General features: G+C 74.6%; 21 protein-coding genes. 4 read left to right on the top strand and 17 right to left on the bottom strand.

Annotated features, from left to right (window positions below):
* Positions 1 to 24 precede the first annotated feature (24 nt).
* Positions 25 to 1,452, bottom strand: coding sequence for a hypothetical protein (locus ABT160_RS05310; protein ID WP_351643775.1), 1,428 nt, complete (start codon positions 1,450 to 1,452; stop codon positions 25 to 27).
* Positions 1,453 to 1,585: 133 nt separating this feature from the next.
* A complete protein-coding gene (gene cpt, locus ABT160_RS05305) occupies positions 1,586 to 2,119 on the bottom strand; it encodes a chloramphenicol phosphotransferase CPT (RefSeq protein WP_351643773.1) in 534 nt (177 codons plus the stop codon).
* A gap of 376 nt (positions 2,120 to 2,495) precedes the next feature.
* Between cpt and ABT160_RS05300 the strand changes: the two genes are divergently transcribed.
* Entirely contained in the window at positions 2,496 to 3,905 is a 1,410-nt protein-coding gene (locus tag ABT160_RS05300) for a bifunctional o-acetylhomoserine/o-acetylserine sulfhydrylase (protein ID WP_351643770.1), read from the top strand.
* Positions 3,902 to 5,053 (top strand): homoserine O-acetyltransferase MetX, encoded by a 1,152-nt coding sequence (gene metX / locus ABT160_RS05295; protein ID WP_351644186.1) that lies wholly within the window; start codon positions 3,902 to 3,904, stop codon positions 5,051 to 5,053. Before ABT160_RS05300 ends, metX begins: the two co-directional genes overlap by 4 nt.
* A 43-nt stretch (positions 5,054 to 5,096) precedes the next feature.
* Here metX and ABT160_RS05290 read toward each other — a convergent pair whose 3' ends face one another.
* The 6 genes from ABT160_RS05290 to ABT160_RS05265 form a co-directional block, all read right to left on the bottom strand.
* Positions 5,097 to 6,245 carry an LLM class flavin-dependent oxidoreductase gene (locus ABT160_RS05290; protein ID WP_351643768.1) on the bottom strand — a complete coding sequence of 383 codons (1,149 nt, stop codon included), beginning with the start codon at positions 6,243 to 6,245 and terminating at the stop codon, positions 5,097 to 5,099.
* Positions 6,246 to 6,254: 9 nt separating this feature from the next.
* Positions 6,255 to 7,643, bottom strand: coding sequence for an NtaA/DmoA family FMN-dependent monooxygenase (locus ABT160_RS05285; protein WP_351643766.1), 1,389 nt, complete (start codon positions 7,641 to 7,643; stop codon positions 6,255 to 6,257).
* Between the two features lie 17 nt (positions 7,644 to 7,660).
* Positions 7,661 to 8,899: an LLM class flavin-dependent oxidoreductase gene (locus ABT160_RS05280; RefSeq protein WP_351643763.1), complete on the bottom strand. Its 1,239-nt coding sequence runs from the start codon at positions 8,897 to 8,899 to the stop codon at positions 7,661 to 7,663.
* A 139-nt stretch (positions 8,900 to 9,038) separates the two neighbouring features.
* Complete coding sequence (locus ABT160_RS05275) at positions 9,039 to 9,155, bottom strand: putative leader peptide (RefSeq protein WP_351643761.1); 117 nt, start codon at positions 9,153 to 9,155, stop codon at positions 9,039 to 9,041.
* Positions 9,156 to 9,268: 113 nt separating this feature from the next.
* On the bottom strand, positions 9,269 to 10,060 hold the full coding sequence (locus tag ABT160_RS05270) for a GNAT family N-acetyltransferase (RefSeq protein ID WP_351643760.1): 792 nt from the start codon (positions 10,058 to 10,060) through the stop codon (positions 9,269 to 9,271).
* 94 nt (positions 10,061 to 10,154) lie between these two features.
* The gene (locus tag ABT160_RS05265) at positions 10,155 to 10,295 is read right to left on the bottom strand and encodes a hypothetical protein (protein WP_351643758.1); all 141 of its coding nucleotides are present in this window, start codon (positions 10,293 to 10,295) and stop codon (positions 10,155 to 10,157) included.
* 255 nt (positions 10,296 to 10,550) lie between these two features.
* Between ABT160_RS05265 and ABT160_RS05260 the strand changes: the two genes are divergently transcribed.
* Positions 10,551 to 11,474 (top strand): NADP-dependent oxidoreductase, encoded by a 924-nt coding sequence (locus tag ABT160_RS05260; RefSeq protein ID WP_351644183.1) that lies wholly within the window; start codon positions 10,551 to 10,553, stop codon positions 11,472 to 11,474.
* Positions 11,475 to 11,623: 149 nt separating this feature from the next.
* Here ABT160_RS05260 and ABT160_RS05255 read toward each other — a convergent pair whose 3' ends face one another.
* The 6 genes from ABT160_RS05255 to ABT160_RS05230 all read right to left on the bottom strand — a co-directional run bounded on the left by ABT160_RS05255 (position 11,624) and on the right by ABT160_RS05230 (position 16,678).
* Positions 11,624 to 12,424, bottom strand: coding sequence for a maleylpyruvate isomerase N-terminal domain-containing protein (locus ABT160_RS05255; RefSeq protein ID WP_351643756.1), 801 nt, complete (start codon positions 12,422 to 12,424; stop codon positions 11,624 to 11,626).
* A gap of 82 nt (positions 12,425 to 12,506) precedes the next feature.
* Complete coding sequence (locus ABT160_RS05250; RefSeq protein ID WP_351643755.1) at positions 12,507 to 12,974, bottom strand: N-acetyltransferase; 468 nt, start codon at positions 12,972 to 12,974, stop codon at positions 12,507 to 12,509.
* 120 nt (positions 12,975 to 13,094) lie between these two features.
* The gene (locus ABT160_RS05245) at positions 13,095 to 14,000 is read right to left on the bottom strand and encodes a poly-gamma-glutamate hydrolase family protein (RefSeq protein WP_351643752.1); all 906 of its coding nucleotides are present in this window, start codon (positions 13,998 to 14,000) and stop codon (positions 13,095 to 13,097) included.
* A 168-nt stretch (positions 14,001 to 14,168) separates the two neighbouring features.
* On the bottom strand, positions 14,169 to 15,395 hold the full coding sequence (locus ABT160_RS05240; RefSeq protein ID WP_351643751.1) for a phospholipase D-like domain-containing protein: 1,227 nt from the start codon (positions 15,393 to 15,395) through the stop codon (positions 14,169 to 14,171).
* Between the two features lie 120 nt (positions 15,396 to 15,515).
* Positions 15,516 to 16,175, bottom strand: coding sequence for a hypothetical protein (locus ABT160_RS05235; protein ID WP_351643748.1), 660 nt, complete (start codon positions 16,173 to 16,175; stop codon positions 15,516 to 15,518).
* A gap of 113 nt (positions 16,176 to 16,288) precedes the next feature.
* A complete protein-coding gene (locus ABT160_RS05230) occupies positions 16,289 to 16,678 on the bottom strand; it encodes a PRC-barrel domain-containing protein (RefSeq protein ID WP_351643746.1) in 390 nt (129 codons plus the stop codon).
* A 227-nt stretch (positions 16,679 to 16,905) separates the two neighbouring features.
* Here ABT160_RS05230 and ABT160_RS05225 point away from each other — a divergent pair, with 227 nt between their 5' ends.
* Positions 16,906 to 18,426, top strand: coding sequence for a catalase (locus ABT160_RS05225; RefSeq protein WP_351643745.1), 1,521 nt, complete (start codon positions 16,906 to 16,908; stop codon positions 18,424 to 18,426).
* A 59-nt stretch (positions 18,427 to 18,485) separates the two neighbouring features.
* Here the strand turns inward: ABT160_RS05225 and ABT160_RS05220 are convergent, their stop codons facing one another.
* The 3 genes from ABT160_RS05220 to ABT160_RS05210 form a co-directional block, all read right to left on the bottom strand.
* A complete protein-coding gene (locus ABT160_RS05220) occupies positions 18,486 to 18,938 on the bottom strand; it encodes a nucleoside deaminase (RefSeq protein WP_502984162.1) in 453 nt (150 codons plus the stop codon).
* A 66-nt stretch (positions 18,939 to 19,004) separates the two neighbouring features.
* Positions 19,005 to 20,444 carry a pyridoxal phosphate-dependent decarboxylase family protein gene (locus ABT160_RS05215; protein ID WP_351643741.1) on the bottom strand — a complete coding sequence of 480 codons (1,440 nt, stop codon included), beginning with the start codon at positions 20,442 to 20,444 and terminating at the stop codon, positions 19,005 to 19,007.
* Positions 20,445 to 20,470: 26 nt separating this feature from the next.
* Entirely contained in the window at positions 20,471 to 21,895 is a 1,425-nt protein-coding gene (locus ABT160_RS05210; RefSeq protein WP_351643740.1) for an MFS transporter, read from the bottom strand.
* Positions 21,896 to 21,920 lie beyond the last annotated feature (25 nt).

Raw genomic sequence — 21,920 nt, 5'->3', positions numbered from 1 at the left:
CCGCACGCGGCACGGCCCGGTACGTCAGGCGCCGCCCGCGCCCGAGTCCGTACGGGCGCGCCGCAGGACGTCGACCACCTCGCCCGCCACCGGGCGCAACCGTCGCGTGCGCAGGTCGAGGACGGGTGACGGGAGCGAGATCCCGCGGGCTGCCAGCAGGTTCATCAGGGCCCAGACCAACTCGGTGCGGCCGTCGAGCCGTTCCTCGTGCCCCTCCTCGGTGATGACCGAGGCGGTGGCGGTCCCCGCGAGCAGGTTGGTGCGCTGCCAGTCGATGACGTACCCGCGCCCGGCCGCGTCGGCGCAGAGGACGACCTCCTTGGTGCGGTGCAGGAGAGCCAGGTAGTTCATCGGCACCGTCAGCCGCCGCGCGGCCTCGAACGGCGGTGACCCGTCGGCCGGTCGGACCCGCAGCACGGTGTCCAGGACCGGGCCGTGGTCCTGGAAGGTCGTCCGCCCGCGCATCTCCAGGAACCGCCCGCGCACCAGGACGCCCCCGCGCCGCGCCCAGCCCCCGCGCACGCCGCCGAAACCGGCGGACTCTCCCGGCAGCCCGTCCAGCAGCCACCGCTCGCGCTCGCGCGGCTCGCTCACCGGCGCCGGTGCCTCCGGACGTGCCCGGTCGCGCTCGGCGACGGCGGTGTAGAGGGAGGCCGTACGGGGATCGAGGCGCCGCAGGTCCACCGTGTCGCCGTCCATCCTGACCCCGCCGGCCGCCCACGAGACGCGCATCTGCGCCAGCTGCCGCACCGGACGCCGCGTGACCTCGGCCGTCCGCCCGTCGAGGCCGACGACCCGGCACGTCCTGGTGCCCGCGAGGAGCGCGCTCTGCGGCCAGAGCGGGGTGACCCGGCCCGGTGCGCGGGGGTCGGCCAGGACGACCAGGCGCCCGGCGGTGACCGCCGAGAGGCACAGGGACGGGACCCGCCACTCGCCGGTGACCTCGAAGGGGGGAGACGCATCGTGCTCTGGTCCCGCGGCGTCCGGGCGCACCCGCAGGGTCAGCCGTACCAGCGGCGTGAACTCGTCGGGCGCGTAGTCGCCCGCGTGCGTCGTGAAGGTGGCCTCGCCGTCGGGGGAGTAGCGCACGAGCGCGGCGGTGAGGACGTCGGCCCGCATCAACTCCATTCCCTCGGCACGGTGTTCGTGCCGTGGGGCCCACATCACGAAGGTGTGTTCGCCGTACGGCGCGCTCCTCTTGTCGTCCCTCTCGCCGTCTTTCGCGCGCACGCGGTCCGCTCGGGTGATGCGCGGGTACTGCCGCCGGGCGGACGCGACGGCCGCGTACGGGATCGGGGCCGTCCAGACCACCCCGACCAGCAGCGCGATCCAGGCCCAGTCCGCCCCGTCCCGCCAGGCCGTGTACGCCACCACGAGGATGACGGGACCGGGGAAGCAGCAGAGCGCGGCGAAGGCCAACTGGCCGACGAGCACGCTGGTGTAACTCCGCACGACCCACCCCAGTCCCTCACGGCCCCCGGACCGCACCGGCCGCGCCCCGGGGTGACGCCCCATGGTCGCGTCGCACCGGGCCCCGGCACAATCGCCGGGCGCCGGGCGTCCGGCACGGTCCGGAGGTCGAGCCTCACCGCACCCGGGCGGCGATGACCCGCGCGCACTCCACGGCCTCCGCGTGCGTGGAGTCGACCTCCAGGTCGTACGACACGCCCCGGTGCACCAACTCCGCCTGGGACGCGGCCATTCCGGCGGTGCGGTCGCCCCGCGCGACCTCGCGCCCGGCGGCCACCTCCGCGTCGCACCGCACCCCGACCCAGAGCACCCCGAGGCCGACGAGGGCCTTGCGCCAGCGCTCCTGCGAGGACGCCCCGCCGAGGAACACCTCGTCGACGACGACCCGGGCGCCCGCGCGGGCCATCGCGGCGACCCCCTCGATCCACGCCGCCTCGACCACGCGGAACCCGGGCCCGACGCTCACCCCGCCGTCGTCGGCGAACGCGATGCCGGAGTCCGAGGACGTCAGGGACGCGGGCAGGGCGTCCACGAGGGTGTCCGTGCCGAGGGTCAGCCAGGGATCCGGCAGGACCGCCTGGAGGCACCGCGCGATCCCGGACTTGCCCGAGCTGGAACCACCGTTGAGCACGATCACCTGAGTCGTCACCCGGTCACCCTAGGGCGCCAGGCAGCATCCTGCGCCACCCATTTCCGCGCGGCGGCCCGGCGGTTGCGGGGTTTCCTGGAAGTCCGCGGCCGACGTGTGGTTTGCTGGCCGCATGACCGTGCTCGTGACCCGCCGCCACGTGGACTACGTGCGTGTCACCACCACGGCCTGTCCCGCCACGAGCTGACGCCCCGCTCGGCGCCCGGGATCTCGAACACCCCTTCTTGCACCGCCCGTTGAGGCGTGCTGCCCGCAACGCGCCCGGCGCGCCGCCCCGTACGCACCCCGGCACCTCCGTGCCCCCGCACGTCCGCGTCCCCGTACGCCGGTACGCGTGCGTCCGCGCACGCCTCCGCACCCCGCACCAGGGAGTCCCATGAGCCAGCCCGAGTCCCAGCCCGTCGACGCCGTCACCGCCGGCCACACCCCCGAGGACGCGCCCCAGGGGCCCGACACCTCCGCCTGGTCGTTCGAGACCAAGCAGGTCCACGCCGGGGCCGCGCCCGACCCCGCCACCGGGGCCCGGGCCACGCCCATCTACCAGACCAGCTCGTTCGTCTTCCGCGACACCCGGCACGCCGCCGACCTGTTCGCCCTCGCCGAGCCCGGCAACATCTACACCCGCATCCACAACCCCACCCAGGACGTCTTCGAGCAGCGCGTCGCCGCCCTGGAAGGCGGTGTCGCCGCCGTGGCCCTCGCCTCCGGGCAGGCCGCCGAGACGCTGGCCATCCTGACCCTCGCCTCGGCGGGCGACCACCTCGTGTCCAGCACGTCCCTGTACGGCGGCACGTACAACCTCTTCCGGCACACCCTGCCGAAGTTCGGCATCGAGGTGTCCTTCGTCGACGACCCGGACGACCTCGACGCCTGGCGGGCCGCGATCCGCCCGAACACCAAGGCCCTGTTCGCCGAGAGCCTCGGCAACCCGCGCGGCAACGTCCTCGACGTGCGCGGCGTGGCCGACGTCGCCCACGCGGAGGGCGTCCCGCTCATCATCGACAACACCGTGCCCACCCCCTACCTCCTGCGGCCGCTGGAGCACGGCGCCGACATCGTGGTGCACTCGGCGACCAAGTTCCTCGGCGGCCACGGCACCACCATCGGCGGGGTCGTCGTCGACGGCGGCGGCTTCGACTTCGGCGCGCACCCCGAGCGCTTCCCCGACTTCAGCGAGCCGGACCCCAGCTACCACGGGCTGCGCTACTGGCCGGCCCTCGGCCCCGGCGCCTTCGCCGTGAAGCTGCGGGTGCAGCTGCTGCGCGACCTGGGGCCCGCGATCGCCCCGCACTCCGCGTTCCTGCTGCTCCAGGGCGTGGAGACGCTGAGCCTGCGCATCGAGCGGCACTCCGCCAACGCCCAGGCCCTCGCCGAGTGGCTGGAGGGGCGCGACGAGGTCGCCGCCGTCCACTACCCGGGCCTGGAGTCCAACCGCTGGTACGAGGCCGGGCAGCGCTACCTGCCGCGCGGCGCGGGCGCGGTCCTGGCCTTCGAACTGCGCGACGGAGTGGAGGCCGGGAAGCGGTTCGTGGACGCCGTGGAGCTCTTCAGCCACCTGGCCAACATCGGCGACGTGCGCAGCCTGATCATCCACCCCGCGTCCACCACCCACAGCCAGCTGGACGAGGCGCAGCTGGCCGCCACCGGGACCTCGCCCGGCCTGGTGCGGCTGTCCGTCGGCATCGAGAACCTGGCCGACCTCAAGGCCGATCTGGAGGCCGGTTTCCGCGCGGCCAAGGGCGCCGACGGCGGCGGGACCGCGGACGCGGAGCGGGGCGCGTCCTGAGCACCGTACGGCCCCGGTCGGCGCCGCCCCTCCCGCCCGCCTCCGGGGCGTGGCGGGAGGGGGACCCGGCGGGCCGCAGGCTCTGGTACGCCGCCGGGAAGCCGCTCGCCCTGGAGGCCGGGGGCGAACTGGCGGGCGCACGGCTCGCGTACGAGACGTGGGGCACCCTCGCGCCCGACCGCGCGAACGCCGTGCTCGTCCTGCACGCCCTCACCGGCGACAGCCACGCCGCCGGGCCCGCCGGCCCCGGCCACCCGACGCCCGGCTGGTGGGACGCGCTGATCGGACCGGGCCGCCCGCTGGACACCGACCGCTGGTTCGTCGTCGCTCCCAACGTCCTCGGCGGCTGCCAGGGCAGCACCGGTCCCGCCTCGGCGCGCCCGGACGGCCGCGCCTGGGGGTCGGCCTTCCCGTTCCTGACCCAGCGCGACCAGGTCGCCGCCGAGGCCGGACTCGCCGACGAACTGGATATCCAGCGCTGGGCGTTGGTGCTCGGCGGGTCCATGGGCGGGATGCGCGCGGTGGAGTGGGCGGCGGGTCGGCCCGAGCGGGTGGACGCGCTGCTGCTCGTCGCCACCACGGCGGCGGCCAGTGCCGAGCAGATCGCCTGGGCCGACATCCAGCTGCACGCGATCCGCGCCGACCCGCGGTGGCACGGCGGCGACTACCACGACGCGGGACCCGGCCGCGGCCCGCACGCCGGACTCGGCCTCGCCCGGCGCCTGGCCCACGTCACGTACCGCAGCGAACCCGAACTCCAGGCCCGCTTCGGCCGCGCCGCCCAGGCGGCGGAGGACCCGTGGCGCGGCGGTCGGTACCAGGTCGGGTCCTACCTCGACCACCACGCCGCCAAGCTGGTGCGCCGCTTCGACGCCGGCAGTTACGTCACCCTCGCCGAGGCCATGAACAGCCACGACGTCGGGCGCGGACGCGGCGGGACCCGGGCGGCCCTGCGCCGGATCACCGCGCGGACCCTGGTCGCCGCGGTCGACTCCGACCGGCTCTACCCGCCCGCGCAGCAGCGGGAGTTGGCGGCCGCGATCCCCGGCGCGGACGGGCTGCGGATGATCGCCTCCGCGCACGGCCACGACGGGTTCCTGATCGAGACGGACCAGGTCGGCCCACTCGTGCGCGAACTCCTCGGATAGGTCCGGGGGTGCCGACGCGATCCGCGCCGGCACCCCCACCGCCTCAGGCCGCCCGCCACTCCTCGGCGAGCAGCTCGTACGAACGCACCCGGTCGGCGTGGTCGTGCGTGATCGTGGTGATCAGCAACTCGTCCGCCCCGGTGGCCTCCTGGAGCCGGGCCAGCTGCTCCACGACCCTGCCCGGCGACCCCACGAACTGTGTCTCGACGCGGTCCCTCACCAGCTCACGGTCCTCCTCCGACCAGCCGTGGGCCCGTGCCTCCTCCGGCGTGGGGAAGGGGATCGCCCCCTCGGCGGTACGGATGCTGCGCACCCAGAGCCCGTAGCCGGTGGCCAGCTCGCGCGCGGTCGCGTCGTCCTCGGCCACGACCACGTCCGCCGACACGCTCACGTACGGCTTCTCCAGTACGTCCGACGAGCGGAAGGCGTCCCGGTAGGCGTCCACCGCCTGCAGGACGGTCCCGGGGCTGACGTGGTAGTTGGCCGCGAACCGCAGCCCGCCCCGGCCCGCCGTCTCGGCGCTCTCCCCGGCGCCGCTGCCCAGGATCCACACCTCGACGTCCGCGCCCTCGCCGGGCACCGCGTGGGCCTCCAGGCCGTCCTCGGACCGGTACGTCCCGGCCAGCAGCGCCAGGACGTCGTCGATCTGCTCGCCGTACGGCTGCGAGTGCGCTCCCGGCAGGTGCAGCAGCCGCTGCAGCAGTGCCACGCGGGGCGAGCCGAGCAGGTGGGCGAAGGAGAACGGCGGCGGGACGAGGAGCCCGTTGGGCGCTCGCCCGTCCACGACCGGTGTCCTGGGCGCCGTACGGCCCGAGGGGGCGGGCCCGGACGCCGGGGAGCCGCCCGGCGGACGGCCCCCCGAGCGGCCGAGGCCCAGGTCGATGCGGCCCGGGTGCAGCGCGTCGATCAGGCCGAACTCCTCGACCGTGGCCAGCGCGGTGCGGTGCCCGAGCAGCACCGCGCCCGAGCCGAGCCGGATCGTGGAGGTGGCCGACGCGGCGAGGGCGAGGACCACGGCCGGTGAGGACCCGGCCACTCCCGGGTTGAGGTGGTGCTCCGCGAACCAGTAGCGGGCGTAGCCCAGTTGCTCGGCCCGGCGCGCCAGGTCCAGGGAGTTCCGCAGCGCCCCGGCCGCCGTGGAGCCGGACGGCACGGGCACCAGGTCGAGGACGCCCAGGGGGATGTCCGACATGGCGCCCCCTCAGTTCCCGGCGGCCACGGCGGCGGGCAGCTCCTCGCGCGCCCCGTCCGGGTGGTCCAGGCCCAGGTGGTCGCGGAGCGTCGTGCCCTCGTACTCCGTACGGAACGTGCCGCGCTCCTGGAGCAGCGGCACGACCCGGTCGGCGAAGTCGTCGAGGCCGCCCGGGGTGACGTGCGGCACCAGGATGAAGCCGTCGCTGGCGTCCGCCTGCACCAGGTCGTCGATGGCCGCGGCGACCGTGGCGGGGGAGCCGACGAACGTCTGCCGGTTGCCGGTCTCGATGACCAGGTCGCGGATGGACCAGTTGTTGGCGGCGGCCCGCTCGCGCCACTCGCGGGCGATCGCCAGCGGGTCGCGGTACATCCGCACCTGGGCCCGGCCGCGCGCCACGGTGTGCTCCCCGAGCAGCGGGTCCACGTCGGGCAGCGGCCCGTCCGGGTCGTACCCGGACAGGTCGCGGTTCCAGACGAACTCCAGGTGCTTCAGCGCCGTCGCCCCGCTCACCTGCAGCCGCCGCACCTCGCGGGCGTGCTCCTCGGCCTCGGCGTCGGTGTCGCCGAGCACGAAGCTGGCGGCCGGGAGGATCAGCAGCTGGTCGTGGCGGCGGCCGTAGCGGGCCAGCCTGCCCTTGACGTCGGCGTAGAACGCCTGGCCGTCCTCCAGGGTCGCGTACCGGCTGAAGATGGCGTCGGCGCTCGCCGCCGCGAACTCGCGGCCCTCCTCGGAGTCCCCGGCCTGGAAGATCACCGGACGGCCCTGGGGGCTGCGCGGGACGTTGAACCGGCCCTGGATGTCGAAGTGCTGACCGGTGTGGGCGAAGGCCCCCGCCGCCGCGTCCCGCAGGAAGGTGCCCGTCGCCTGGTCGGCGGCGATCTCGTCGCCGCGCCAGGAGTCGAACAGCTCGTGCGTCGTGGACAGGAACTCCTGGGCGCGCGAGTAGCGCTCCTCCTGCGGCAGGAAGCCGCCGCGCCGGAAGTTCTCGCCGGTGAAGGCGTCCCACGAGGTGACCACGTTCCACGCGGCCCGCCCCGCGGACAGGTGGTCGAGGCTGGCGAACTGGCGGGCCACCTCGTAGGGCTCGTTGAAGGTCGAGTTGATGGTGCCGGTGAGGCCGAGGCGGTCGGTGACGGCGGCCAGCGCGGCCAGCACGGTGAAGGTGTCCGGTCGCCCGACCACGTCCAAGTCGTATATGTGACCGCCCTGTTCGCGCAGTCGCAGGCCCTCGGCGAGGAACAGGAAGTCGAACTTGGCGCGCTCGGCGGTCTGCGCGAAGTGCGCGAAGGAGCTGAACTCGATGTGGCTGCCGGCCTTGGGGTCGCTCCACACGGTCGTGTTGTTCACGCCCGGGAAGTGGGCCGCGAGGTGGATCTGCTTGAGCGGCTTGCTCATGACGGTGTCCTTGGGGCTCAGGCGGCCGGGGTGGCGGCGTAGCGGTTGGCGGGGCGGGGCAGGCCGAGCAGGCCGCGCAGGGTGTCGGCCTCGTACGCGTCGCGGAAGAGGCCCCGCCGCTGGAGCTCGGGCACCAGGCCCCGGGTGATCGCGGGCAGGTCGTGTCCGGTGACGGCCGGGCGCAGCCGGAAGCCGGTCAGCCCGGCGGCCCGGAACTCGACCAGCAGGTCCGCCAGTTGGGCGGGCGTGCCGGTGAAGACCAGGGCGTCGCTCTCGTACGCCTCCCCGGCCAGTTCCTCAAGGCGGGCCCGTCGCGCCGCGGCCGCGTCCGGCTCCTCGTCGAGGAAGACGACCAGGTCGCCGAAGACGTGCAGGGTCTCGTCCGCGCGCCCCGCCGCCGTCTGCTCGGCGCGGATCTCGTCGACGATGGCGCGGGCCTGGCCGGCGTCGTGCGGGGTGACGAAGCCGACGTCGGTGGCGCGGGCGATCAGCCGGTACGGGACGCTCGCGTGCCCCAGGGCCGTCACGAGGGGCTGCCCCTGCGGCGGGCGCGGGGTGATCGAGGGGCCCTTGACGCTGAAGTGCTGGCCCTCGAAGTCGATGTAGTGCAGCTTGTCGCGGTCGATGAAGCGGCCGGTGGCCACGTCCCGTATCTCGGCGTCGTCCTCCCAGCTGTCCCAGAGCCGGCGGACCACCTCGACGTAGTCCGCGGTCTCCTCGAACAGCGGCCGCACCAACTCCTGTGCCTCGGCGGTGCCGTAGCCCCCGTCCGGGAGGCGGGGCACGTCGCGGCGCCCGAAGTGGGCGGCCTCGTTCGGGCGTGCGGTGATCTGCACGCGCACGCCCGCGCGGCCCGTGCTGACGTAGTCGAGGGTGGCGATCGCCTTCGACAGGTGGAACGGCTCGGTGTGGGTGGTGACCGCGGTCGGCACCACGCCGACGTGCCGGGTCAGCGGGGCCACCCGGGCGGCGATCAGCACCGCGTCGAGGCGCCCGCGCACCTGGTCGGTGCGGTCGTCCGGGTCCAGGAGCCGGGAGGACTGCGGGCCGAGGCCGTCCTCGATGGTCACGAAGTCCAGCAGGCCGCGCTCGGCCTCGGTGACGAGATCGGCCCAGTAGGCGGCGGAGAAGAGGTCCCGGGGCCGCGCGACGGGCTCGCGCCACGCCGCCGGGTGCCAGCCCGCGCCGTCGAGGGCGACGGCCAGGTGCAGCGGGGGAGAGGAGGGGGAAGAGGAGGACGGGGATGCGGAGGACACGCGAGTGAGACCTTCCTGGTCAGGCGCCCGGAGGTGCCCGCCCCCGGCTGCGCGGGTGCGCGCGGCGGGGCGGGGCCCGGTGCGGTGGCACACGGGGAGGGGCCGGTCCCGGGAGACGGGCCGGCCGCGGGGGTCACGGTCAGGGGCGACAGAGCGCGCCGGCGACGCGCACCAGGTCGATGTGCGGCCGGGAGTACAGGTAGAGGCGGCGCGGGCGCGTCGAACAGGCCTCGGGGAGTGGGGACTTGGCGTGCACGAGCCTCACCGTCACCCTTCCGGCCCGGGGTCCCCGGGCCCCGCGTCGGCCGTCCGGCCCGACCCCTTGGCGCAGGGGGCGGGGACGGCTCGTGAACCAGGACAACAGCACGGCTATGCCCTTTGTTCCGCGTGCGCGGACTCTTCTCGTACGGGACGGGCCGGGGCGAGCACCGGGCCCACGCAGGCGTCGACCTGCCACTCGGGTACGGCGGTTGGCGCCTCGGGGGAGCGGACCAGGGAGAACTTGGTGCGGCGGCGCAGCGTGAAGCCGATCGACTCGTAGAGCCCGATCGCCCCGGTGTTGCTCGCGGCCGCGTGCATGAAGGGCGTCTCGCCGCGCTCCCGGATGCCCGCCGCGACGGCGCGCACCAGCCGTGTGGCCAGACCGCGCCCCCGGTGGTCGGGGTGGGTGCACACGGCGCTGATCTCGGTCCAGCCGGGCGGGTGCAGTCGCTCGCCGGCCATCGCGATGAGCCGCCCGCCCTCGCGGATGCCGAGGTAGGTGCCCAGTTCGACGGTGCGGGGCAGGAAGGGGCCCGGCTGGGTCAGGGCGATCAGGTCGAGCATCTCGGGCACGTCGGCGGCACCGAGCCGCACGGCCTCGGGGGCGGGCTCGGCGCGCAGCGAGGTGTCCACCAGCTGGACACCGTCCCCGCTCTGTTCGAGGGTCCAGCCCGCGGGCACGGAGCGCAGCCCGGTGACGGCCACGGCGGCCCCCGGCCCGATCAGCTCGGCGAGATCGGCCCAGGCCAGCGGGTCGGCGGGGTCCTGGAGGGCGGTGAAGGGGGAGACGTCGCGCGGATAGCGGGCGGCGCGCCCGACGCGCTCGGCGAAGTGCGCGTGCGGCCCGGTGAGGGCGGCCCAGGCAGGATTGTCCAGGATGTGGGACGAGGTGGCGGACATGGCGATACGGGTCTCCGTGTTCGGGAGGGCGTCCGGGCTCGGCGGCGACGGGGAGCGGGGCGCGGGACGAGGAGTGCGGGGCGGCGGGGAGCCGTCAGGCGAGGTCGAGGGTGCGCGAACGGCCCGTACACAGGGCGCTGTTGACGCGCAGCAGGTCGACGCAGCGGTCGGCGCACAGCAGGAGGCGGCGGGCACGGCGAACGGGTATGCCGTCGGCTGCGTGCACGATGGTCACCCTCGCTTCCCCGCCTCGCGCGCTCGGCCCAGGACCCGGAGCGCCTCGTCGTGCGCAAGCTATGCGGGCCCCAAAAGGAATGTCAACCGCATGCCCTGCGGCCGGGGGTCGCGTCCGGGGCTCTGAACTGGCGTTTTCCCGCCGCCCTGACGGGCGCGGATCCGGGCGCGCTCCCGGCGCCGAATCGAGGGCCTCTCGCCGAGGCCCCCGTTATGGCCGGGAATGATCCGGGCATACGTGGTGTTCATGGCGACCATGAAGGCAGTTGCACTCGAAAAGTACGGATCCGCCGACGACCTGCGGCTCGTCGACCTGCCCGCGCCCAAGGTGGCGCCCGGTGAGGTCCTGGTGCGGGTGAAGGCGGCCGGGGTCAACCCGGTGGACTGGAAGCTCGCCGCCGGATACCTGGACCCGATCATGGAGGTCCGCTTCCCGCTGGTCTCCGGCTGGGACGTCGCGGGCGTCGTCGAGGCGGTCGGCCTGGACGCACCCGAGTACCAGGTCGGCGACGAGGTGTTCGGTTACGTACGCAAGGACTGGGCGCAGAACGGCGCGTACGCCGAACTGGTCTCCGCCCCCGTCCGCACCCTCGCCCGCAAGCCCGCCGCGCTCAGCTGGGAGCAGGCCGCCGGCGTGCCGCTCGCCGGGCTCACCGCGTACCAGTCCGTCCAGCGCGCCGGCGTGCGGGCGGGCGAGACCGTCCTCGTGCACGCGGCCTCCGGCGGCGTCGGCGCGTTCGCCGTGCAGATCCTGGCCGCGCTCGGCGCCCGGGTCATCGGCACCGCCAGCGAGCGCAACCACGACTTCCTGCGCGACCTCGGCGCCGAGCCGGTCACCTACGGCGAGGGACTCGAGGAGCGGGTCCGCGCCCTCGCCCCCGACGGCGTGGACGCCGCACTCGACTTCGTCGGCGACGGCGTCGTCGACCTCTCGCTGGCCCTGCTGCGCGGCGGCCCCGAGCGCCTCGTCTCCATCGCCGACCAGGCCGCCGCCGAGAAGGGCGGCCACTCGCTGTGGGTGCGCCCGGACGCCACCGACCTGGCCGAACTGGCGAAGCTCGCCGACGCCGGGAAGCTCAGCGTCCACGTCGACCGCACCTTCCCGCTGGCCGAGGCGGCGGACGCATGGCGGCTGAGCGGACAGGGACGCACCCGGGGCAAGATCGTCCTCACGGTCTGAGCCCGCCTGAGCCCGCCTGAGCCCGCCTGAGCCCGCCTGAGCCCGTCTGAGCCCGTCTGGGCCAGGCTGAGTCCGTCTGATGTCCTGTGCGAGTCGGTGTGAGTCCGTGCACGGCGGCGGGCGCCCTCGGGTGCCCGCCGCCATGCCGCTCACACCGGCGGCACCAGCTTGAACCAGCGGTCGAGCAGCGCCGCGTCCCCGCGCACCTCCAGGCCGTCCTTCGGGATCCGGTGCCACAGGAAGAGCGCCAGCTCCGACGCGGTCGCGGTCAGCTCCACCAGACAGCACTCGCTGCCCCGGTACAGCAGCACCTCGTCCTCCAGTTGTACGACCCACACGTGGAAGCCGTCCGACTGGCGGAACCGCAGCCGCTCACCCCCACCCGGCGGCGCGTCCCGCGCCGCCCGCCGGGCCGGGGCCATCACCTCGAAGGTGTGGCCGACCGCGTCCACGGCCAGCTCCCGGTCCAGCGCTCCGGGCGCGCCCAGCGCGTCCTGCGCGTCCCAGCGGTGCACCGCCGCCTCGATCGCCTGCGTCCGGGCCCAGAACCCGACCGACCGCTCCGCCGACCAGGTCCACACCCGCTCGGCCGGATCACGCGAGGCGAACAGCGCGGCCAGCTCCTCGGCGCCCTGCGCGAACCAGTCGAGCAACCCCTCGGGCACCGGCCCGGTCCACGGGCCCGTCCCGTCCCGGCGCGGCCGGAGCCCGGCGGCCGACTCCGGGATCCCGAGCAGCACGTCGTCGGGCGGCGGCTCCAGCAGCCCGTGCCCGACGACGTGCGCGACGCGGCGCTGCTGCGCCCCGAGGTGGAACACCAGGTCCCCCAGCGACCAGCCCGGGCACGACGGCACGGGGACGGCGCCCCCGCCCCGCGCCCGCCGGGACGCCGAGCGGACCGCGACGCCGAAGTCCTCCACTTCGCGGCGGAAGTGCGCGACGTAGTCCATGCCTCAGCGTCGTCCCGGCGTCCGGGTCCGCGCAACCACCCTGCCGTGGAAACCGTGTTCGAGCCCGTCCTGGACCGGCCCGCTACAGCGGCCGGTAGTCCACCGTCCCGAAGGGCCAGCGCTCGGCCAGCCACGCCGACACCGCCTCGTGCACCGGACCGTCCAGCTCGCTCCGGTCCGCGCGCACCCAGGAGTTGACGTCGGTCACGCCCGGCTTCTCGCGCGACGGGTAGATGTACAGGCACCCGACGACCACGTCCGCGTCGTCCAGGACGGTGTACGTGAAGCCGGACCGCTTCGCGAAGTCGGCCGCGTGCCGCTCCAGGTCCCGCAGGTTGGCCTCGGCGCTCATCCCGTCGGCGGGCGGCCACCCGCCCTCCGCGAAGCCGGGGGTGGCGCGGATGTGCGCGATGCTCGACGTCCAGGCGGCCAGGTCGGCGTCGTTGTGCCGCGCCCCCAGCGGTTCGAGGCGGAACCCGTCCCCGGCGAGGGCGAGGGGCACGTCGAAGTCGGCGGGCACGAAGGGCTGGTCAGGAGAGTGATCGGACATGCCGCCGAACCTATCCGCCCGGGGCGGACGACGGCGAGGGGATTGTCGGCGCGCAGCGGGCCCCGCCCCGCGCCGCGAGGACGGGGCCCGGAGCCGGGCCCGCCCCTCCCACCCGACGCACTACAGCGCGGTCAGGCCCAGCTCGTGGTTGCGGACGGCCTCGCGCACCGCGTCCACGAAGGCGTTCCAGAAGTGGTCGGCCGCCGGGCTCTCGGCGCTCGGCACACCGGCCGTCGTCCGGCGCTTGGCCGCGCCCGAGAAGTCGCCGAACATCGCCTTGCGCAGGGCCGTGGAGATCTCCAGCTGCGCGCCCGCCCCGCTGCGGGTGCGGTTGACGATGTTCGCCGGGTCGTCGCCGTTGATCGGGTCGTCGCCGCCCGCGAGGACCACCGTGACGCTCCGGTCGGGGTCGGTCGCCGAGGGACCCAGGCCGTGCGCGGCGAACGCGGCGGCCAGGTTGCGCCGCAGGCGCTCGTCCCGGCCGCCGATGATCACCTTCTTGACGGCGGTGTCGGAGAAGCCGTGCAGCGAGACGGCGTAGAGGTTGTTCGCGCACACGGCGAGGGCCGCCGGGTCGTCGCAGTGCGTCGAGGTGACGTGCTGGGCGGCCGAGTTGGCGAGCGCCTCGAACATCCAGTAGTCCCGCTGCGGCTGTCCGGCCACCGCGGCACCCGCCGGGTCCACGTCGACGTCGAAGGGCGCGTACCCGGCGACGGCGAGGCACAGTTCGCTGGTGCCCGCCTCGATGCCGCCGCCGTGCGGCGCGATCACGGCGGTGCTGTTCACGGGGCTGCTGGTGGCGCGGACGTTGTCCGTGACCTGCACGGGCGCGCCGATCCGGAACCGCCGCTGCCAGTCGGTCCCCTCCTTGGCTGCCGTACGGGTGTAGAGGTCGGTGTTCGACGCGTACTGGTCGGCCGCCGCGGCCGGGGTGGCGCCCTTGCCGACCACCGCGTTCAGGGTGGGCAGGGCCGCCGCGACGGCGGCGACGGAGGCGAGGACGGTGCGTCTGCTGGTCTGGGTCATGGGCCGATCTTGCCCGAGGGGCTACGGCCCCCGTCGGGCGGGGCGTGCACGGAGGAGGCCCGGGGCACCGGAGCAAGCCGCGCGAGGACCCGCCCCGGCCGTGGGGACACCTGCCCAGGTCGTACGGGATCCGGCCTCACAGGATCACAGGATCACAGCATCACGGGATCACAGGAACCGGCGGATCGGCTGCACGGCCAGCTCCCTGGCCCGCTGGAGCACCGAGCGGCGCTTCCAGCGCCCCGGCCTGATCAGCACGCTCGCCGCCACGTCCGCGTCGAAGTCCGCGTCCAGCGCGGCGGTGAACTCCTCGTGCAGCACGGCGAGCATCACCTCCTCGTCGTGGTCCAGCGAACGGCGGTTGAAGTTCGTGGAGCCGATCAGCGAGGCGACGCCGTCGACCGTGATGACCTTCGCGTGCATCATCGTCGGCTGGTACTGGTGGATCTTCACGCCGCAGGCCGTGAGGTCCTCGTAGTAGTGCTGGCCGGCCAGCTGGCACACCCGCTTGTCGGTGTGGGGGCCCGGCAGCAGGATCTCCACCTCGACGCCGCGGCGGGCCGTCGCGCACAGCAGGTCGATGAAGTACCGGTCGGGGGAGAAGTACGCGGTCGCCAGCCGGAAGCGCTCCTCCGAGGACTCCAGCATCACCCGGATCAGCGTCTGCATGTCCTGCCAGCCGAAGCTGGCCGAACCGCGCACCACCTGCACGATCGCGCTGCCCCGCGGCTCGTGCCGGATGAAGCGGTCCCGCTCGTCGAAGAGTTCGTCGTGGCACTCGGCCCAGTTCTGGGCGAACGCCGCCGCGATCCCGTCCACCGCCGGGCCCCGGACCTCGACGTGGGTGTCGCGCCACTCGTGCGCGTCGCGGGCGTCCCCGCACCACTCCTCGGCGATGCCCACGCCGCCCGTGAAGGCCGTCTCCTCGTCCACCACCAGGACCTTGCGGTGGCAGCGGTGGTTCTGCTTGAGCGGGGAGAGGTACATCGGCTTGCGGAACCAGGCGATCTGCACCCCGGCCCGCTCCATCGCGTCGAGCAGGTCGGTCTCGATCAGCCGGCTGCCGAAGCCGTCGAGGAGCAGCCGCACCCGCACGCCCGCCCGGGCCCGCTCCGCGAGCGCCTCGGCGAAGTCACGGGCGATGTCGCCCTTCCAGTACACGAACGTCATCATGTCCACGGTGTGCTCGGCGCCCCGGATCGCGGCGAGCATCGCGGCGAAGATCCGGTCGCCGTTGCGCAGCGGCTTCAGGCTGTTGCCCTCGGTGGCGGCGATCCCGATCAGCCGCTCCAGCCGTCTGCGGATGCGCCCGATGCGCTCCTCGGCGGACGCGCCGGGCGCCGCTCCCGGTATCGGGGACGTCATCGGCGCGGGCTGCTCCTGCGTACTGGTCATGGCCTTCCTCGGCCGGAGGGTGAGGTGGGTGGTGCCGGGCGGGGAGGCCAGGCGCCGCCCCGTACCCTTCCGGCTCGGGCCGGGCGGCCAGCCCCGCTTACCCGCGCCGCCCCGCTCCAATCAGCCCGCCCGGTCCTCCTCGCCCGCGCCCACCTCCACCGTCGTGGTGATCCGGGTGAGCGAGGGGGCGCGCGGCGCGGAGCCGAAGCCGAAGCGGACGGGCGGCGACACCGGGGCGAGGCCGCCGAGGTCCGCGCCCTGCCAGGTCGCCGTGACGCCCACGACCGGGTGCAGGTCCCGTGCCCCGTACCACTCGCGCCGCCCCCGTCCGGCCGTGCCCCGCGTCCGCACCCCGGGCATCAGCAGCCGGGCGGGCCGGTCGGTCAGGGCGCTCCACAGGGGTCGGCTCGCCAGCGGCCCGGGCACGGCCCGCAGGAGCAGGCCGAGGGGGCCGCGGCGGCCGGTGGTGAAGCGCAGGTCCAGCGGCCCGGCGGTCACCGTCCAGGTCCGGCCGGCGTGGCGGACGGCGACGGGCACGACGCGGACGGCGTCGAAGGAGTACGTACGACGGATGAAGTCCGCCGTCTCCCGCGTCGGGGCGAGCAGCACCCGCTGCCCGTCGGGGTGCTCGGCCATCACGTCGCTGAAGGGGCCGAACGGCGAGCGCGGCCAGTGGCCGACGACCAGGCGCGTCCCCGAGGCGGTGCCGAGCCCGGCGATCCAGCCGTCGAAGCGCAGCCTGCGGCGCCGCCCGGCCGCGCGAGGACCCCAGCCGCGCATGCCGCCCTCCTCCCGGTGGTGCGCCGGCGCCCGCGAGGGCGGCGGCTCCCTCGAACCCTTCGTGCACCACTTCCGTCCGCGCGCCCGTCCGGATGCACCCCGGGAGCGGGCGCTCAGCCGGTCAGGCCGTGCGGGCCGGGGCCCAGGGGCCAGGCGCCGGGGGCCGCGCCGTAGTACATGCCGACCTGCTCGAAGTAGCCGTGGTCGGTCAGGTGGCGGTCCCGCTGGAACTCGGGCGCGTTCTTGATCTCGTCCTTCGTCCGGGCCACCTGGATCGTCTTCGCGGTCATGTTGATGCTCATGATGGTGCCCGCCGGCAGGAGCACCTCCTTGCCGAAGATCCACACGCCCGTGTCCACCACGATGTACTGCGGCCCGGCCTCGTCGGTGTGCTTGTCGACCTTGCCGATGGCCCCGTCGGTCGCCTCGACCCGGTATCCCGTCAGGTCGATGTCCGGGGTGTGACCGGCGGTGTTCGGAAAGCTCCAGATGTTCTCGGCCATGTCGGTACCTCCAGGTGCGGTCCGCCGGACGGGCGGCGCGGGGACGCGCCGCAGGTCCTTCCGGCGACACCCCCCGCTTGTCCGGCACGGCCCCTCCCAAACGGGCCACCGGGCCGCCGGCCCGGCGTTTCGCCCATGTTTGACGGCGTTCGCCGAGGGTTACCCGTGCTCCAGTGATCACGCCCCGCGCCGTCCCCGCGCCGGCCCCCCCGAGGAAAGGCAGATCCTTGACCGACACCCCGCACGCGACCACCACGGACTCCGGTGCCCCGGTCGAGAGCGACGAACACTCGCTCACCGTCGGCCCGGGCGGACCGATCCTGCTCCAGGACGCCTACCTGATCGAGCAGATGGCGCAGTTCAACCGCGAGCGCATCCCGGAGCGCCAGCCGCACGCCAAGGGCAGCGGCGCGTTCGGCCGCTTCGAGGTGACCCAGGACGTCAGCGCGTACACCAAGGCCGCCGTGTTCCAGCCGGGCACCACGACCGACCTGGTGGCCCGGTTCTCCACGGTGGCGGGTGAGCGCGGCAGCCCGGACACCTGGCGCGACCCGCGCGGCTTCGCGGTGAAGTTCTACACCAGCGAAGGCAACTACGACATGGTCGGCAACAACACGCCGGTGTTCTTCGTCAAGGACCCGATGAAGTTCCAGCACTTCATCCGCTCCCAGAAGCGCCGGGCCGACAACAACCTGCGCGACCACGACATGCAGTGGGACTTCTGGACGCTCTCCCCGGAGTCCGCGCACCAGGTGACCTGGCTGATGGGCGACCGGGGCGTCCCGCGCACCTGGCGCCACATGAACGGCTACACCTCGCACACCTACATGTGGATCAACGCCCAGGGCGAGCGGTTCTGGGTGAAGTACCACTTCAAGACCGACCAGGGCGTCGACTTCTTCACCCAGGACGAGGCCGACCAGATGGCCGCCGTCGACACCGACTACCACACCCGCGACCTCTTCGAGCACATCCGCGACGGCGACCACCCGAGCTGGACGCTGTACGTCCAGGTGATGCCGTACGAGGACGCGGCGGGCTACCGCTTCAACCCGTTCGACCTCACCAAGGTCTGGCCGCACGCCGACTACCCGCTGACCGAGGTCGGCAGGATGACCCTGGACCGCAACCCGACCGACAACCACGCGGAGATCGAGCAGGCCGCCTTCCAGCCCAGCAACCTGGTCCCCGGCATCGGCCCGAGCCCGGACCGGATGCTGCTCGCGCGGCTGTTCTCGTACGCCGACGCGCACCGCCACCGCATCGGCGGCAACTACCAGCAGCTGCCGGTCAACGCGCCCGTGGTGCCCGTCCACACGTACTCCAAGGACGGCGCGATGGCGTACCGCAAGACCAGCGACCCGGTCTACGCGCCCAACTCCAAGGGCGGGCCCGCCGCCGACACCGAGCGGTACGGGACCCCGCCCAGCTGGGAGGCGGACGGGGCCATCACCCGGGCCGCCTACGTCGACCACGCCGAGGACGACGACTGGGGCCAGGCCGGGACCATGGTCCGCGAGGTCCTCGACGACGCGGCCCGCGAACGGCTCGTGGACAACGTGGTCGGACACCTGCTCAACGGCGTCACGGAACCGGTGCTCCAGCGGGCGTTCGCCTACTGGTCCCGGATCGACAAGGCCCTCGGCGAGCGCATCGAGCAGGGCGTGCGCGCCAAGGCGGAGGAGAAGGACCCGAAGAAGGCGGAGCAGGGCAACCCGGCCCGCGGCTCCATGCAGCACAAGGCCTGACGAACCCGAGCCGGTCCCCGTGCCCCGGTGCCCCGCGCCGGGGCACGGGCGCGCCCGGCTCAGGACGCGCCGATGTCCTCCGACCACAGGTCCGGCCGGGCCGCGATGAAGCCGCGCATCAGCTCCACGCACTCGGGGTCGTCCAGGACGACCACCTCGACGCCGTGCTCCGCCAGCCAGTCGTGCCCGCCGTGGAACGTCTCGGCCTCGCCGACGACGACGCGCGAGATGCCGAACTGGCGCACCAGACCGCTGCAGTACCAGCACGGCGACAGCGTGGTGACCATCGTCGTCCCGAGATAACTCCGCTGCCGTCCGGCGGCGCGGAACGCCGACGTCTCGCCGTGCGCCGAGGGGTCGCCGTCCTGGACGCGGCGGTTGCGCCCGCGCCCCAGGAGCCGCCCGTCCGGCCCGTACAGCGCCGCCCCGATCGGTACGCCGCCCTCGGCGAGGCCGAGGCGGGCCTCCTCCAGGGCGACGGGGAGCAGGGAGCGCGCGGTGATCGGATCCATGGACGCCATTGTCGTACGGGTCCGCGGGTCCGCGGGTCCGCGGGTCCCTGCGTCCGTGCCGCGTCCTCAGAGCCGGTACTGCCGCCCGATGACCTCCGGCAGCAGGCGCTCGCCCAGCCGCGCCGGCAGCGCCTGGAGCACCGCGAGCACGGGCGCCATCCGCGCGGGCAGCGCCCCGCCCTCGCCGACACCGGCCAGGGCCAGGGCGAGCTCCACCTCCTCCGGGGTCAGCGCGTCGGGGTCGAGCGCTGCCGCCGCCTCGACCAGGGCAGGGTCGACGCGTACGGGTCCGTGGCGGCGGGCCCGTACCACCGCCTCCGCCAGCTCGGCCAGGAGCAGCGCGACCGTCGCGTCGTCGGCCACCGCGGCGGTGACCGTCAGGTGGAGGTTGGCGGGGGAGGCCCCGAAGGCGGGCTGCGGCTGGAGGTACCAGCCGGCCGCGCGCATCTCGTCCGCCACCACGAACACGTCGACGTCCGGGTCGTCCGACGCCACGGCGAGCAGGGACGCGTCCGGCTCGGCGAGCAGCCGCAGCCCCTCGACGCGCCCGACGCCCTCGGCCAGGGCCCGGGTCGCCCGGTGCACCCGCAGCGACAGCGCGGCGTACCCCTCGGTGCCCAGGCGCTCGGTGACGGCCCAGGCCGCGGCCAGCGGACCGGCCGACTTGGTGCCCTGGAGCGTGGAGTTGACGACCGGGTAGCCCGGCCAGGAGGCGTGCGCGAACCAGCCGTGGCGGCGCATGCCGGGGGCGCGGAACAGCAGCAGCGACGCGCCCTTGGCGGTGTACCCGTACTTGTGCAGGTCGACGGAGAGGGACGTCACGCCCGGCGTGCGCAGGTCGAACTCCGCCACCTCCGGCACGTCCTGGCCGGACGCGGTGCGCAGGTGGCCGAGGTACCAGCCGCCGATGCACGCGTCGACGTGGCACGGCACGCCGCGCCGCCCGGCCTCGGCGGCGACCTCGGCGACGGGGTCGACGACGCCGTGGGCGTACGAGGGCGCGGACACGACTACGAGGGCGGTACGGTCGCCGAGCGCGGCCGCCACGTCGGCGGGCCGCACCCGGAAGGTGCCGGGGTCGACCGGCACGCTCACCACGCGCAGCCCGAACAGCTCGGCCGCCTTGTGGAAGGCCGCGTGCGCGGTCTCCGGGAGCACCAGCTCCGGATCGGTGATCCCCCGTGCGCGCGCGGCGTGCTGACGAGCAGTCAGGACGGCGAGCAGACAGCTCTCGGTGCCCCCGCTGGTGAAGGTGCCCGCGCTCCCGCCGAGCAGCTCGGTGGCGCGGCGCACCAGGTCGTTCTCCAGGCGCACCACGCTCGGGAACGCCGTCATGTCCAGGCCGTTGACCCCGGCGAACGCGGCCTGGGCGGCGTGCGCGAGCTCTTCGAGACCGGCCAGCCCGGAGTCGTAGACGTACGCCATGGTGCGCCCGCCGCGCACCGGCAGGTCGCCCTCGCGCAGCGCGGCGAGGCGCGCGAGGAGGGCTTCGTCGGCAGGGTTCACGCGGGTACTCCACTCGGAAGGGGCGGTCACACGGACTCCTCGTCCCGGTCGCCGGGGCGGTCGGGCGGCTCGGCGGCGGTAGCGGACGCGTCGCGCAGCCGGGTCAGTTCGGCCTCGGTGAGGCGGTAGCGGGCGAGCAGCGGAAGGCTCAGCGCGAGCAGCACGGCGGGCAGCGCGCCGAAGCCGACGACGATCGCGGTCAGCGCCGAGCCGGGCTGCTCGACGCGGTGCGCCGCGTCGGACGGCACGAAGCCGTCGAGCGACAGGACGAGCCCGAACAGGCCCGGACCCAGGGCGAGTCCGAGCGTCTCGCCCGCCGTCCACAGGCCGGTGAACACCCCGGCCCTGCGCCGGCCGCTGCGGTAGGCGTCGGCGGCGACCGCGTCCCCGAGCATCGCCATCGGCAGCATCTGCATCCCCGCGTACCCGACCCCGCCGAGCGCCACCGCGCCGTACACCAGGCCGCTCGGCAGCTCACGGCCCGCGGCCCCGCCCAGCGCGCCCACCAGGAAGCACAGCGAGGCCGCGACCGCCGCGTCGCGCTTGCCGGTCCGCCGCCCGACGGCCAGCCACAGCGGCATCGCCAGCAGCGAGGGAACGATCAGGCAGGCGAAGAGGTACGTCGTCGCGCCCGGCCGCCCCAGGACGTACGTGGCGAAGTACTGCGTCCCGGCGAGCATCAGGCCGGTGGCCGCCGCCTGCACCACGAACGCGCCGAGCAGCCAGCCGAACGGCGCGTTCCCCCGGGCGGCACGCAACTGCGCCCGCAGATTCGGCTCGCTGACGGTCCGTACGACACTGCGGGCACCCGCCGTCGCCACCACCGAGGCCACCATCCCGGCGGCGAGCACGCCCCCGACGACCAGGCCCATCAGACGGTAACCGGCCGCGTCGCCCCGGCCGTTCGCACCGTCCCCGGCGAGCAGGGGCGCCACCGCTCCCGACAGCAGGATGGCCACGGCCAGGAACGCCACCCGCCACGACATGATCCGGGCCCGCTCGTCGGGGTCCGCCGTGAGCTCGGCGGGCAGCGCGACGTACGGCACCTGGAAGCAGGCGTACGCGGACGCGGAGAGCAGGAAGAGCACGGCCACGTACACCGCCGCGGGGCCGCCCGCGAGCCCGCCGGGCGCGGCGAACATCGCCGCGAAGCAGACCGGCAGCGTCACCGCCCCGAGCAGCATCCACGAGCGGCGCGGCCCCCAACGGGCCCCGCCGCTGCGGTCGGAGAGACTGCCGATCCACGGGTTGAGCAGCACGTCCCACGCCTTGGGCAGGAAGACGAGCAGGCCCGCGATGCCGGGCGCGACGGCGAGGACATCGGTGAGGTAGTAGAGCAGCAGCAGGCCGGGCACCGTGCCGAACGTGCCGGTGGCGAAGGAGCCGAGCCCGTACCCGACGCGCACGCGCGCACCGAGACCACCGGCCGCCGCCGGTCCGTTGGGGGACATGGCGCGAACCTAGTGAAGATCCGTA

Origin of the sequence: Streptomyces sp. NPDC001941, from assembly GCF_040296945.1 — a bacterium.
In the GTDB taxonomy this organism is placed as follows: Bacteria; Actinomycetota; Actinomycetes; order Streptomycetales; family Streptomycetaceae; genus Streptomyces.
The sequence above is the reverse complement of the archived record's forward strand: the minus strand, read 5'-3'. Positions and strand labels throughout refer to the sequence as shown.

Coding starts and splice junctions, on each gene's coding strand:
- ABT160_RS05270 (WP_351643760.1), bottom strand. CDS start 10,060: ATGTCCGCCACCTCGTCCCACATCCTGGACAATCCTGCCTGGGCCGCC.
- ABT160_RS05290 (WP_351643768.1), bottom strand. CDS start 6,245: ATGTCGGACATCCCCCTGGGCGTCCTCGACCTGGTGCCCGTGCCGTCC.
- ABT160_RS05285 (WP_351643766.1), bottom strand. CDS start 7,643: ATGAGCAAGCCGCTCAAGCAGATCCACCTCGCGGCCCACTTCCCGGGC.
- ABT160_RS05230 (WP_351643746.1), bottom strand. CDS start 16,678: ATGGCCGAGAACATCTGGAGCTTTCCGAACACCGCCGGTCACACCCCG.
- ABT160_RS05300 (WP_351643770.1), top strand. CDS start 2,496: ATGAGCCAGCCCGAGTCCCAGCCCGTCGACGCCGTCACCGCCGGCCAC.
- ABT160_RS05235 (WP_351643748.1), bottom strand. CDS start 16,175: ATGCGCGGCTGGGGTCCTCGCGCGGCCGGGCGGCGCCGCAGGCTGCGC.
- ABT160_RS05240 (WP_351643751.1), bottom strand. CDS start 15,395: ATGACCAGTACGCAGGAGCAGCCCGCGCCGATGACGTCCCCGATACCG.
- ABT160_RS05260 (WP_351644183.1), top strand. CDS start 10,551: ATGAAGGCAGTTGCACTCGAAAAGTACGGATCCGCCGACGACCTGCGG.
- ABT160_RS05220 (WP_502984162.1), bottom strand. CDS start 18,938: ATGGATCCGATCACCGCGCGCTCCCTGCTCCCCGTCGCCCTGGAGGAG.
- ABT160_RS05255 (WP_351643756.1), bottom strand. CDS start 12,424: ATGGACTACGTCGCGCACTTCCGCCGCGAAGTGGAGGACTTCGGCGTC.
- ABT160_RS05245 (WP_351643752.1), bottom strand. CDS start 14,000: ATGACCCAGACCAGCAGACGCACCGTCCTCGCCTCCGTCGCCGCCGTC.
- ABT160_RS05250 (WP_351643755.1), bottom strand. CDS start 12,974: ATGTCCGATCACTCTCCTGACCAGCCCTTCGTGCCCGCCGACTTCGAC.
- ABT160_RS05210 (WP_351643740.1), bottom strand. CDS start 21,895: ATGTCCCCCAACGGACCGGCGGCGGCCGGTGGTCTCGGTGCGCGCGTG.